This window comes from Aeromonas sp. ASNIH8 (assembly GCF_002919855.1).
Lineage (GTDB): Bacteria > Pseudomonadota > Gammaproteobacteria > Enterobacterales > Aeromonadaceae > Aeromonas > Aeromonas caviae.
Window position 1 is genome coordinate 56,524 of sequence record NZ_PQLN01000010.1, and the last position, 12,520, is coordinate 69,043.

Here is a 12,520-nt window from a genome sequence, read left to right on the forward strand (position 1 = left end):
CGCCGTCAAGGACACTTGAGCCTGTCCACCAGCCAATCCAAGGCTGGCGCCATGGGGTCAGGCCCTCTCAACCCACAAAAAAGAGCCCCTGATGGGGCTCTTTTGACGGTGCGACACTGGGCTCAGGCCTCGGTCACTGGTTCGGCGGTCTCAAGGCGCCGGATCCAGGCCTCGAAGTCTGCCAGCATGCGCGCCTCGGACTCGCTGTTGTCGGCGATAAGCTCGGCCCCGTGTACCACCCGGATATGGGCGTCGAGGGGCGTCCCCTCCCCTGCCGGTGGGAGCTGCCGCGCCGCCGCCATGCACGTCTGTGCCTGTTGCCACGCCTCGGCGGCGCTCCGGTTGCACGCCTCGGCCAGCGGCACCGCACTGAACCCCTCGCCGGTGAGGCTCTGCAGCGTCTCGTCATGGGTCATGCCGTTGCCCGGTCCCCAGTAGTGGGCGGCCAGATCCGGTCCGATGCGCGGGTTGTCGGTGAGGTAGCCGTCGCGCCTCAGGAAATAGGCGCGGGTCTGCTCCACCGCCATCAGTGCCAGCAGATAGCCGTGATAGGCGCAGGCCGACTCCTGGTTCAGAAGGTGCGGGATGGCCAGCAGCGGGCGTGGGCTCTCCACCCCCAGGATCTTGCGCTCCCACTTGCGGGCCAGTGCCAGCACGGCGGCCGGGGTACGCTCGGCCTCGTCCATGGCGTAAAGATCCCGCTCGAAGTAGGCCACCAGCGCGATCTGGCGCTCGTTGAAGGCGCGAAATGGCTGGCGCGCTTCAATCATGGCCTGGATAAGCGCATCGGGGATGGGTTCTCCCGCCGCGTTTCTGGCATAGCGCTTGAGCCAGTCCGCGTCGTCCAGCAGGCTGTCGCAGAACATGGACTGGGTCTCGGCATAGGCCATGGAGGTGGGCGGGAACTCCTGGGAGAAGCAGGGGGCGTTGCCGGTGACGTTGGCAAAGTGTGCCGCGTGGCCGCCCTCGTGGAACAGGGTATTGAGCCCGCTCCAGCCGCTGCCTACCTGGGCCGGATTGGCCAGACTGGTGAAGTTGACCACCGCCGGCACCCACTCCCCCTCCTGCCAGAAGCTCGGCACCGGGCCGTGACAGAAGCCGTTCTCGTATTTTCCCTCCCGGGTCAGCAGATCCAGGGTGAGGGTGGCACCGCGATACTGGATGCCGAGGCGGCGGAAGCTCTCGACCCAATCCTTCAGCGCCCGGGAGAAGGGCACGTAAGGGTCGAGCTGGCGGGTCACGTCACCACTCACGCTGTAGCGCAGGTTGTGGGGCAGCAGGGCTGCTTCCCCCTTGGCCGCTTTCAGCTCCGCCAGACTCTGGTGCAAGCGGGCATCGGTACGGGCGATGAAGTCGTCAAGAATGGCAAACAGCTGCTCCGGGCTCATCTGCTCGTTCTTGTGCACCTTGTAATCGAAGTAGTCGCGATAGCCCATGGCACGGGCGAAGCGGTTGCGCAGCGCGACGATGTCAAGATAGCCGTTGTCGACCACCCACTGCTCCAGGGTGTGGAACATGGCGAGCGCGCTCTGGCGCACCGCCTCGTCGCTGCTGGCGGCCAGCGCCGTGCTGGCGGCGGGCAGACTGCCGGGCACCTGGCGGCCCTGCTCGTCCAGCAAGGTGAGCTTCAACCCCTTGCGACGGGCGAAGAGATCCGCCTCGGCGGCCACCAGCTCGTCCATCAGGGCGGAGGCACCGGGATCTTCGATGACGTTGCACTCGAAGAAGGCGATCCAGCCCCCCAGGCCGCGCCTGAGATCCGCCTCTTCGGCCTGGGCATGCATCTCCCGCAGCACCGGCAGGCGGGCAGGATCGGCACAGAACGCCTTGTAGGCCTGTTCGGCCGCGGTGAAGCCTGCCTGATCGTCGCTGGTGCCCATGTAGGTGGACCAGAACAGGTCCTCCTTGCGTCTGTGCACCTGCAGGTAATCGGCATTGAGCTGGTTGAGATAATTCCTGGCAATGGAACTCATAACTTCCCTCTTGTTATGGGGCGACCACGGGGGCGCCCACTCCTTTTTGGTGAAATGCCAACCCATTCACACTTCTTGCGAATGGAGCAGACAAATTGTGCGCCGGGATGCGCGCCATCACGCTATCAAAAGCGAGGGTTTCTGTCTGCTGGCTATACTGGTTGTCAAACGGCTCAATTGGCTGTTTTCCATCGCAACCCATTGAAAGTTAATGATATGTTAAAAATAACAACAATCAGGTCCGGTCGGTAGTTCGGCCACAATCAGACCCGCATGGGAAAGTAAGGATAAGACTATGTTCAAGCTCGGTGATATTGCCGTGAGTCGCAAGCTGATGCTGCTGCTCTCACTGGCCCTGGTCGGCTTCATCGCACTGCTGCTCATCTCGGCCAGTGCCCTGCACCGCAATCTGATGAGTGAACGGGAAGCCAGGCTGCAGGCGGTGCTGGATCTGGCCATGAGCCGGATCCAGGCCCTGGCCGCCACCCTCCCCCCGGAGCAGGCCAAGGCACAGGCCAAGGCCATGCTCGACAGCATGCGCTTTGACGGGGACAACTACCTGTTCGTACTGGATGAAGACCGTCGGGTGGTGGTGCATCCCGCCAAACCCGAGCTGGTCGGCCAGCAGATGGGCAACAACCCTGCCGAGTCCCACTGGCAGCACATGGTGGATCTCGGCAAGGGGGGCCACAGCGGCCGGCTGGAATACAAGTGGATCTCCCCCTCCGGCGAGGCGGCCCAGAAGATGTCGCTGGTGGCCGGTTATCAGCCCTGGGGCTGGATCCTCGGCTCCGGCGTGCTGCTGCAGGACATCCAGGCCACCATCTGGTCCCAGTATCAGCTGATGGGGGGCGCCACCTTGCTGGTGACCCTGCTGATGGGACTGCTGGGCTTTGCCATCAGCCGCTCCATCGTCAATCCGCTGGCCGAGATCAACCGGGCCATGCAGCAGGTGGCCGCCGGCGATCTGGTGGTGAGCATCCCGGTGCACGGCAAGGATGAGCTGGGCGCCGTCGCCAGCTGCACCAACCAGGGACTCAACGCCATTCGCCGCGCCCTGCTGGAGGCGAGCCAGGGGGCCCGCAACGTGGCGGATGCCGCCCTGCGCATCGCCGCCTCCGCCGAGCAGACCAACCAGGCGGTCAACAGCCAGCGGGATCAGCTGGCCCAGCTCGCCACCGCCATGAACGAGATGAGCGCCACCATCTCCGACGTGGCGGGCCACGCCGAGAACACCGCCCGCGACACCCAGGACGCCACCAGCGAGGCCGGCCTCGGCAACCGGGACGTGCACGCCAGCGTGCACGGCATCCAGGCGCTGGCCACCGAGGTGGAACAGGCCACCCTGCAGGTCAACCAGCTCAAGGAGGGAGTGATGCAGATAAGCGAGGTGACGGCGGTCATCAGCGCCATCTCGGAGCAGACCAACCTGCTGGCCCTCAACGCCGCCATCGAGGCGGCCCGGGCCGGCGAGCAGGGCCGTGGCTTCGCCGTGGTGGCCGACGAGGTGCGCCAGCTGGCCAGTCGCACCCGCCACTCCACCGAGGAGATCCAGAGTACCATCACCCAGTTGCAGCAACGGGCTGTCACCGCCGCCAACGCCATGGACGCCAGCCGCAAGCTGGCGGAGAGCAGCGTCAACCAGTCCGAGAAGGCGGGGCAGGATCTCTCCCTCATCGTCAATCACATCCAGCACGTCAGTGACATGGCGACCCAGATCGCCACGGCGGCGGAGCAGCAGAGCATGGTGGCGGAAGACATGAACCGCAACGTCAGCGGCATCAACGACTCGGCGCTAGAGATGTCCCAGGCGGCCTCCCAGTTGGCCCAGGAGAGCGAACTGCTGGCCGGTCTCTCCCGAAGCCTCGACGAGCGACTGGCGGTGTTCAAGCTCGACAACGCCCAAGCCCAGGACAGGATGATGCGACCGACCCAGGCGTCCTCTTCCCGAGCAGGCATGCAACCCCGCCACTGAGTGGCCCCGTGAGCCCCTGCCAGGCTGGCAGGGGCTCCCTTCCTGTCATGGCCACGGGAGCCTCTCCCGGGCCACCCTCTCGCACTGAACCAGCGCGCAGATCCCGATGGAGCGATCTGCCGCTGATGCGCTGCTCCGATGAGATGGCACTGTCAATTTTTACACTTAATTTTTTAACAAAATATAGTCATGATGAGTGGTCGCCACAGGCGGCACCATGATCCTTTCTGTAGTCATTTGGCAAACTGGTTGAAAGGCCAGGACGCAAAGCCTCCGGTCTAAAGACAAGCTGTCCAGGATAGCGGGGTTGCAGCACCGTGTTTCGGGGAACTCCCCTGCCAACGTGACTGCCCACATCACCGAACAGAGGAATGTATGGCAGCAAATATCCGACTCACCCATCTCGCGGCAGCGCTGGCGCTGCTGGCCAGTGGCGGCGTGCTCGCTCACGGCTACATCAGCCAGCCCGAAGGGCGCAACTACCTGTGCAAGACAGGGGGCAACAGCCAGTGTGGCGCCATCCAGTGGGAACCCCAGAGCCTGGAAGCCCCCTCCGGCTTCCCCGATGGCGGCCCCGCCGACGGCCAGATAGCCTCGGCCGGTCACCCCCAATTCGGCGAGCTCAACACCCAAACCCTCGATCGCTGGACCAAACGTGAGGTGCAGGCCGGTCCCTTCGCCATCAGCTGGACCTTCACTGCCAACCACGTGACCCGCAACTGGCGCTACTACCTCACCAAGCAGGACTGGAACCCGAACCAGCCCCTCACCCGGGATGCGTTCGATCTCAATCCCTTCTGCGTCATCGAGGGCAACATGGTGCAGCCCCCCAAACAGGTGACCCATCAGTGCACCCTGCCCGCACGTACCGGTTATCAGGTCATTCTCGGGGTGTGGGAGGTAGGGGATACCGCCAACAGCTTCTACAACCTGATCGACGCCCGGTTCAAGGATGGCACCCAGCCCCCGCTGACCTGGAGCCAGGGAGGGACCATCTATCCCTCCATCAACCTGGTGGCGGGTGACAAAGCCAGAACCCGGGTGTTCGATGCCAATGGCGAGCGCACCGATCTCCAGACCGAGCTGACCATCGCCAGCGCCGGGCAGGGCCAGAAGAACAACTGGGCCCACGCCCTGGCGAGCAAGATCAACGCCGAGCAGAGCCAGATCCGTGCGGGCCAGCAAGGCACGGACGGCCAGTTCAACCCCGTCTATGGCCAGAACCCGGTCTACCTCAAGGCTGGCAGCAACCTGCAACGGGTCGAGATCCAGCTTGAGCAACAGCAGCCCCCGGTGGAGAACGGGATCAGCGTGAGCGGTCTGGCGAGCGACTACACGCTCGACAACGGCAAGCTCACCCTGACTTTCACCGTCACGGCCCAGGGGGATCTCGCCATCACCAACACCCTCTATGACCACGGCGGTGTCGCCAGGGGACAGAGCAGTGCCGACATCAAGGACGGCAGCCAGAGTTTCTCCATGGCGCTGACCGGCTTGAGTGCAGGCCACCATCAGCTGGTGATCGAGGGCAAACCCAAGGCCGGTGGTGACGCGGTGCAGCAGACCCTGGACCTCATGTTCAAGGATCCGGCAAGCGGGGGCGATTACCAGTTCACCTTCCCGGACGGCCTCAAGTCCTACACCGCCGGAACCCGGGTGCTGCAGCCGAAGAACGGCAAGGTCTATCAGTGCAAACCCTTCCCCTACAGCGGCTGGTGCAGCCAGTGGGCGAGCACGGCCACCCAGTATGAACCGGGCGTAGGCTCCCACTGGCAGGAGGCCTGGACAGCGCAGTGATGGGACGTCTCCGACCTGGCGAGAACCCGCTCGGCGTTTCCCGTGCCAGATCAGGTCAACATCAAACAAACGGGGAGCCCATGGCTCCCCGTTTTTCATCCACCCCTCGGTTCAAATCTGGTAATCGAGCAGGGGCTCGTTGCTCATGGCACGGGCCTGGATCTCCGCCAGCGCCAGCTCGGGGTTGCAGAGCTGGATGAACTGCCAGGCAAAGTTGTGCTGGAACTGCCCCTGCTTGAGGCCGATCCAGGCGGTGTGCGGCGCAAACAACCGACTGCCGTCCAGTTGCACCAGTCCCTTGTCCCGCTGGGAATCGAACGCCATGTCCGCCAGTATGCCCACCCCCATCTCCAACTCGACATAGGTCTTGATGACGTCGGAGTCCTGGGCGGTCAGCAGGATCTGCGGCACTATGCCCGCCTCGGCAAAGGCATCATCCACCCGTGCCCGACCGGTGAGGCCGGCCTGATAGGTGACGATGGGCCAGTGGGCCAGAGCGGCCAGGGTCAGCTCCCGCTCGGCGGTGAGGGGGTGCTGCTCCGGCACGACGATATTGTGGTGCCAGCGGTAGTAGGGAAAGGCCACCACCCCTTCGCTCTTGTCGAGCTGCTCGCTGCTGATGCCGATGTCCACCTCACCGGTCTGCACCAGCCGCACTATCTCCTCCGGGCTCCCCTGACGCAGCTCCAGCTGTACCAGGGGAAATTGCTCCCGAAACGCCTTCACTACCCTCGGCAGGGCATAACGGGCCTGGGTATGAGTGGTCGCGATGAGCAGCCGGCCCGAGTCGCGATTGGCAAAGGTGCTCGCCAGTTTGCGGATGTTGTCGGCATCCCCCAGGATACGCTCGGCGATCACCAGCAACTCCTTGCCCGGCTCGGTCATACCGAGCAGACGCTTGCCATAGCGAATGAAAAGGGCGAGCCCCAGCTCCTCCTCCAACTCGCGAATGTGGCGGCTGACCCCGGACTGGGAAGTAAAGAGGGCATTGGCCACGTCGGTCAGGTTGTAATCCCGTCGTGCCGCCTCCCGAATGATTCGCAATTGCTGAAAGTTCACCTCATCGCCTCCTGCGCTGAGTGGCGGTGGCTCGTGCCACCGTCCTCTTGTTATGGATTGCCGGGATCATGGCCCGGCAGCAAGCCTGACAGAGGGCCGCACCTCGCGGCTTGCCCTCAGATCTGGTAGTCGGGATAGAGCTGTGCCTGCCTGGCCACCAGGCGCACCCCCTGGCCGGGAGCAAAAGCGCGGGCGGCCTCCTTGCTCAGTTCGGCCTCGTAGTGGGCGCCTCCCGTCTCCCCATCGCCACGCAGTTCCACCCGGATGCGCGGCCCCATGGGCAGCAGGCGGGTAATGGTGGCGCGAATGCCACCGGGGGCATCCGAGGGCAGGATCTCCAGCTCGTGGGGGCGCACATAGGCAATGGCCGCACTCCCTTCTGCCAGATGGGAGGGGATGGGGCCACCCAGTTGCTGTTCACCGATGCCGAGCCCCTGCCCGGCCACCCTGCCACGAAACAGGTTCACGCTGCCAAGGAAGCTGTGCACGAAGGCACTGGCGGGCTGATCATACACTTCGGCAGGGGTGCCAATCTGCTCTACCTTGCCGGCGTTCATCAGCACCACCCGATCCGCCACCTCCAGGGCCTCTTCCTGATCGTGGGTCACGAACAGACTGGTGACATGCAGCTCGTCGTGAAGCTCACGCAGCCAGCGGCGCAGCTCCTTGCGCACCTGGGCATCGAGGGCGCCGAAAGGCTCGTCCAGCAGCAGCACCTTGGGCTGCACCGCCAGGGCCCGGGCCAGGGCGACCCGCTGGCGCTGACCACCGGAGAGCTGGGTCGGGTAGCGTGCCGCGACGTGGCTGAGCTGCACCAGATCCAGCAGCTCCTTGACCCGGGTGCGGATGGCCGCCTCGTCCGGGCGTTCGCTGCGCGGCTTGACCCTCAGGCCAAAGGCCACGTTCTCGAATACCGTCATGTGGCGAAACAGGGCGTAGTGCTGGAACACGAAGCCAACGTTGCGCTCGCGCACATGGAGATCCGAGGCATCCTCGCCGCGGATGATGACGCTGCCACTGTCCGCCTGCTCCAGCCCGGCGATGATCCGCAGCAAGGTGGTCTTGCCGCAGCCGGAGGGGCCGAGCAGGGCGACCAGCTCACCGTCGTGAAAATCGAGGTTGATGTCGGCCAGCGCCGCGTACTGATTGAAATGCTTGTTGAGCCCTTGAACCTGAATGCTCATGAATGCCTCTCCTATAACCGTTAATTCGGGATCAATGGGACTGGGTCGGTTGGCCGCGCAACCTGGCCAGCAGGGTCTCACCCAGCAGGGTGAAGATCCCGAACAGCGCCAGCAGGCTGGCCACCGCAAAGGCGGCACCGGTCTGGTACTCGTTGTAAAGGATCTCGATGTGCAGCGGCAGCGTGTTGGTCTGGCCGCGAATGTGGCCGGAGACCACGGAGACGGCGCCAAACTCCCCCACCGCCCGGGCGGTACAGAGCAGCAGGCCATACATCAGGCTCCAGCGAATGCCGGGCAGGGTCACCCGCCAGAACATCTGCAACCCGCTCGCCCCCAGCATGATGGCGGCCTCCTCTTCCTCCGGGCCCCGCGCCTCCATCTGGGGCAGCAGCTCGCGTACCACGAAGGGCACAGTGATGAAGGTGGTCGCCAGGATGATCCCCGGGGTAGCGAAAATGATCTTGATGTCGTGCTCGCTGAGCCACTCGCCGAACCAGCCGCGACTGCCGAACAGCAGCACGAACATCAAGCCCGCGATGACCGGCGAGACCGAGAACGGCAGATCGATGAGGGTGATAAGCAGTTGCCGGCCAGGGAAGCGGAACCGGGCGATGGCCCAGGCGGCGGCCAGCCCGAACAGCAGGTTCAGGGGCACCGAGCAGAGCGTCACCAGGGCGGTCAGCCCCAGGGCGCTCAGGGCATCCGGCTCGCTGATGGCGTGCCAGAAGAAGGCCAGACCCGGGCTCAGCGCCTGGATGAAGACGGTGGCCAGCGGCAACAGCAGCAAGGCGGCAAACCAGCCCAGACCGACTGTGACCAGCAGCCATTTGACCCAGACCGGTTCATGGGTCACCGGGGGATGACGCGCCGGGGTGGCCGGAGCGGACTCCTGGGCCTGATCGAGATGTGCAGTAGAGGCGTTCATATACGGCTTCCTCCGATGCGAGCCCAGCTCCAGGCTTGCAACTTGTTGATGAGCAACAGCAGCACAAAGGAAATGAGCAGCATGACGGACGCAATGGCCGATGCACCGGCGTAGTCATACTCCTCCAGGTGACTCATGATCATCAGGGGGGCAATCTCGGACACCATGGGGAGGTTGCCGGCAATGAAGATGACAGAGCCGTACTCCCCCACGCCGCGAGCAAACGCCAGGGCAAAACCGGTGAGCAGCGCAGGTACCAGGGTCGGCCACAGTACCCGGATGAAGGTCTGCCAGCGGTTGGCACCCAGGCTCGCGGCCGCCTCCTCTTGCTCGCTCTCCGCTTCCCGCAGCACCGGCTGCAGGGTCCGCACCACAAAGGGCAGCCCGATAAAGGTCAGGGCAATGACTACCCCTATGGGGTTGTAGGCAAGCTCGATGCCCAGCGGAGCGACCCATTGGCCAATCCAGCCGTTGGGGGCAAAGATGGCGCACAGGGCGATGCCGGAGACGGCAGTCGGCATGGCAAAGGGCAGGTCGATCAGCGCATCCACCAGTCTGCGGCCGGGGAAGGTATAGCGCACCAGTACCCAGGCCAGTATCAGACCGAACAGACTGTTGAGCAGGGCGGCAATGAAGGCGGCGCCAAAGCTCAGGCGAAAGGAGGCGAGCACCCGGGGGGAGCCGATCACCTGCCAGAACTCGGCGGCGCTCAGGTTGTTCACCGCAAACAGCACCAGTGCCGAGAGCGGCAGCAGCACCAGTATGCCCAGATAGAGCAGACTGAAGCCCAGCGTTGGCCCCAAGCCTGGCAGGACGGAATAAGAACTTAATCGCATAACACATCCGTTTGTTATAAATACTTTGGATGTGACGATTTTGCTCACGGCGGCCAGGGACAACAAACACCAATAATGCCTTTGCTAAGCACTTTTTTATCTAACAATGGTGGAACAAGGCTTTTAGAGCGATAAGCATAAAAAAAGGTCTTTTATATAAATAAAAGACCTAAAAGACGGAGCGGTAAAACCGGGAACATGCAAAGTCAGTCACGCTGGCCAAGTTGCCAGCCTGTCTGGAAATCGTGCCGAGACAATCCGAGGCGCCCTCATCGAAAACTGAGTGCAGCCTGCTTGCCCCACTCGGCAGGAGCAGGCTCCACCACCATTTCGGCACGGCGGTATAGGGTGCCGAGCAAAGCGAGCCCCTGGTGCCACTCCCCATGGCCGGACTGGGCATTGATATGGCCCACCTCCCCCGCATCGAACAAGGGCACCTGCCACTGCCGGCTCCAGAACTCTGCCCGCTCGAAACTCATCCAGGGGTCATTGCGGCTGGCGATCAACTGGGCAGAGACCTTGATGGACCCCGCCAACACCTCATCCGGGATACCGAAACGGGCAGGATCGGCAGGAGCAACGATGAAGATGGAAGAGACCTTGTCTGGTTGCAGTCTGGCGGCAGCGATGGCCGTCAGAGCACCGAAGGAGTGGGCGACCAAGTGGACCCGGCTGCGCCGGCTCCTGAGCTTGCTCGCCAGCTTGGCGCTCCAGACCGTGAGATCCGGCTTGTCCCAGGGCAGACCCATCATTCTCTGCCACTGGGGAAATTGCTGGTGCCAGCGGCTCTGCCAGTGATCCGGCCCACTGTTGTGCAGACCGGGAACCAGAAGGATCTTGTTCATCGTGGTACTCCTATCTGTTGTCACAGGGGCCTGCGTCTCTTAACGGCCCGGTTGGTAAATCTGGTCAAACGATCCGCCCTGGGCGAAGTGCTTCTTCTGTGCCTTGTCCCAATCGCCTTCCAGATCCTTGACAGTAAAGAGCGTCAGGTTGGGGAACTGGGCCGCTGTCTCCTTCAGGATCGCCGGATTGCTCGGACGATAGTGGTATTTGGCGATGATGCGCTGCCCTTCGTCAGAGTAGAGATACTCGAGGTAAGCCTTGGAGACGGCCTCGGTACCATGCTTCTTGGCTACCTTGTCCACCACGGCTACCGGCGGCTCGGCCAGGATGGAGACCGAGGGCACCACCAGTTCGAACTTGTCGCTGGTACCCGGCTGATTGAGCACCAGCAACGCTTCATTTTCCCAGGCCAGCAACACATCCCCGAGCCCGCGTTCGATGAAGCTGGTGGTGGCGCCACGTGCCCCGGAGTCCAGCACCTTCACATTCTTGAACAGATCGCTGACAAACTGTTTGGCGCCCTCTTCAGTGCCGCTTTTCTTCAGCGCATAGCCCCAGGCAGCCAGATAATTCCAGCGCGCACCGCCGGAGGTCTTGGGGTTGGGGGTGATGATGGCGACATCCTTGCGCACCAGGTCGCCCCAATCCTTGATCTGCTTGGGATTCCCCTTGCGCACCAGGAAGACGATGGTGGAGGTGTAGGGAGATGCATTGTTGGCCAAACGCCCTTCCCAGTCGCTGGCGGTGAGACCTGCCTTGGCCACCGCATCCACGTCATAGGCCAGCGCCAGGGAGACCACATCAGCCTCCAGTCCGTCCACCACGGCACGAGCCTGTTTGCCTGAGCCACCGTGTGACTGGCTCACCACCACATCGTCGCCGGTTTTGGCCTTCCACTCCTTGGCAAAGGCACTGTTGTACTCCTGGAACAGCTCCCGCGTCGGGTCATAGGAGACATTCAGCAGCCGCACCTCGGCGGCTTGGACCTGACCGAGAGCCAGCAGGGAGAGAACGGTGAGAGCGGTCATTCGCAGTTTCATGGTGATACTCCATATCGTTGGGTTGAGTACAGCATGCCCGCTTATGCATATTCCATGAAGAAAGAAAAAGCGCTTTGCTTATCTCTTATCCGCATATGAGCTCCCGATGGTCCTCTGGCACTCTCGGCCAGAGCGTATTCGCGTGCTTGCGATGCTCATCTCCAGACACGACAAAGCCCGGTCGATTGGCAGGGCGGGGAAAAGATGGAGGAACAAAGGCAAACCAGAGCGAAGGGTAAGCCCTGGGTAAAGGGACAATGCCAGACACGCAAGCACCACAGGGGGGAAGAGGCGGGTTGTCAGTAACAGGCGGCAGACCCGTCGGTTGCCTCTTGTTCCCTGAGCTCTTATCCAGACGCCAGAAAGCAAAAAGGCCTTCCCGTCAGGGAAGGCCTTTCAATTTAGTGGCGGAGCGGACGGGACTCGAACCCGCGACCCCCGGCGTGACAGGCCGGTATTCTAACCGACTGAACTACCGCTCCGCATTCGGTTAGCTTTCGCTAAATCTTTTGCTGCTTGTTTGTGAGGTGTCATCCTCGCAGCCAGTCATGTGATTCTTCACATCACCGTTTAATTGGGTGCCTGGCAGTGTCCTACTCTCGCATGGCGAATGCCACACTACCATCGGCGCTACAGCGTTTCACTTCTGAGTTCGGCATGGGATCAGGTGGTTCCACTGCGCTATTGCCGCCAGGCAAAATCTTCAATCTGAGAAAGCTGATTAAGTAATTCGTTCTCGGTATCTGCTACAAGCCTTCGAACACTTCTTGGGTGTTGTATGGTTAAGCCTCACGGGTAATTAGTATGGGTTAGCTCAACGTATCGCTACGCTTACACACCCCACCTATCAACGTTGTGGTCTCCAACGGCCCTTTAGGACCCTCA

Annotated in this window: 9 protein-coding genes, 1 tRNA gene, 2 rRNA genes and 1 riboswitch; of the genes, 2 read left to right on the top strand and 10 right to left on the bottom strand. The window is 62.6% G+C overall.

Annotation, left to right across the window (positions count from 1 at the left end; translation table 11 throughout):
* Positions 1-122 precede the first annotated feature (122 nt).
* Positions 123-1,973, bottom strand: a complete 1,851-nt coding sequence (locus C3418_RS04585; RefSeq protein ID WP_103858057.1) for a M3 family metallopeptidase — start codon at positions 1,971-1,973, stop codon at positions 123-125.
* Between the two features lie 295 nt (positions 1,974-2,268).
* Here C3418_RS04585 and C3418_RS04590 point away from each other — a divergent pair, with 295 nt between their 5' ends.
* On the top strand, positions 2,269-3,948 hold the full coding sequence (locus tag C3418_RS04590; protein ID WP_103858058.1) for a methyl-accepting chemotaxis protein: 1,680 nt from the start codon (positions 2,269-2,271) through the stop codon (positions 3,946-3,948).
* A gap of 229 nt (positions 3,949-4,177) precedes the next feature.
* Positions 4,178-4,263: riboswitch (cyclic di-GMP riboswitch) on the top strand.
* Between the two features lie 60 nt (positions 4,264-4,323).
* Positions 4,324-5,745, top strand: coding sequence for an N-acetylglucosamine-binding protein GbpA (gene gbpA / locus C3418_RS04595; protein ID WP_103858059.1), 1,422 nt, complete (start codon positions 4,324-4,326; stop codon positions 5,743-5,745).
* A gap of 111 nt (positions 5,746-5,856) precedes the next feature.
* On the opposite strand, the gene cbl is transcribed toward gbpA, so the two are convergent.
* From cbl to C3418_RS04640, 9 genes are all read right to left on the bottom strand, one after another.
* On the bottom strand, positions 5,857-6,804 hold the full coding sequence (gene cbl, locus C3418_RS04600) for an HTH-type transcriptional regulator Cbl (RefSeq protein WP_010672828.1): 948 nt from the start codon (positions 6,802-6,804) through the stop codon (positions 5,857-5,859).
* A gap of 116 nt (positions 6,805-6,920) precedes the next feature.
* A complete protein-coding gene (locus C3418_RS04605) occupies positions 6,921-7,988 on the bottom strand; it encodes a sulfate/molybdate ABC transporter ATP-binding protein (protein ID WP_010672827.1) in 1,068 nt (355 codons plus the stop codon).
* A 31-nt stretch (positions 7,989-8,019) separates the two neighbouring features.
* Positions 8,020-8,913, bottom strand: coding sequence for a sulfate ABC transporter permease subunit CysW (gene cysW / locus C3418_RS04610; protein ID WP_010672826.1), 894 nt, complete (start codon positions 8,911-8,913; stop codon positions 8,020-8,022).
* The gene (cysT, locus tag C3418_RS04615) at positions 8,910-9,749 is read right to left on the bottom strand and encodes a sulfate ABC transporter permease subunit CysT (protein WP_039039454.1); all 840 of its coding nucleotides are present in this window, start codon (positions 9,747-9,749) and stop codon (positions 8,910-8,912) included. Before cysT ends, cysW begins: the two co-directional genes overlap by 4 nt.
* Positions 9,750-10,018: 269 nt before the next feature.
* Entirely contained in the window at positions 10,019-10,594 is a 576-nt protein-coding gene (locus tag C3418_RS04620; RefSeq protein WP_039039453.1) for an alpha/beta hydrolase, read from the bottom strand.
* 39 nt (positions 10,595-10,633) lie between these two features.
* Positions 10,634-11,635, bottom strand: a complete 1,002-nt coding sequence (locus tag C3418_RS04625; RefSeq protein ID WP_042864432.1) for a sulfate ABC transporter substrate-binding protein — start codon at positions 11,633-11,635, stop codon at positions 10,634-10,636.
* Positions 11,636-12,040: 405 nt separating this feature from the next.
* Positions 12,041-12,117, bottom strand: a tRNA-Asp gene (locus C3418_RS04630).
* Between the two features lie 98 nt (positions 12,118-12,215).
* Positions 12,216-12,330: ribosomal RNA gene (rrf, locus tag C3418_RS04635) — 5S ribosomal RNA — on the bottom strand.
* A gap of 83 nt (positions 12,331-12,413) precedes the next feature.
* Positions 12,414-12,520 (bottom strand): 23S ribosomal RNA (locus C3418_RS04640); the annotation flags it as partial.

Coding starts and splice junctions, on each gene's coding strand:
- C3418_RS04585 (WP_103858057.1), bottom strand. CDS start 1,973: ATGAGTTCCATTGCCAGGAATTATCTCAACCAGCTCAATGCCGATTAC.
- C3418_RS04590 (WP_103858058.1), top strand. CDS start 2,269: ATGTTCAAGCTCGGTGATATTGCCGTGAGTCGCAAGCTGATGCTGCTG.
- gbpA (WP_103858059.1), top strand. CDS start 4,324: ATGGCAGCAAATATCCGACTCACCCATCTCGCGGCAGCGCTGGCGCTG.
- C3418_RS04605 (WP_010672827.1), bottom strand. CDS start 7,988: ATGAGCATTCAGGTTCAAGGGCTCAACAAGCATTTCAATCAGTACGCG.
- cysW (WP_010672826.1), bottom strand. CDS start 8,913: ATGAACGCCTCTACTGCACATCTCGATCAGGCCCAGGAGTCCGCTCCG.
- cysT (WP_039039454.1), bottom strand. CDS start 9,749: ATGCGATTAAGTTCTTATTCCGTCCTGCCAGGCTTGGGGCCAACGCTG.
- C3418_RS04620 (WP_039039453.1), bottom strand. CDS start 10,594: ATGAACAAGATCCTTCTGGTTCCCGGTCTGCACAACAGTGGGCCGGAT.
- C3418_RS04625 (WP_042864432.1), bottom strand. CDS start 11,635: ATGAAACTGCGAATGACCGCTCTCACCGTTCTCTCCCTGCTGGCTCTC.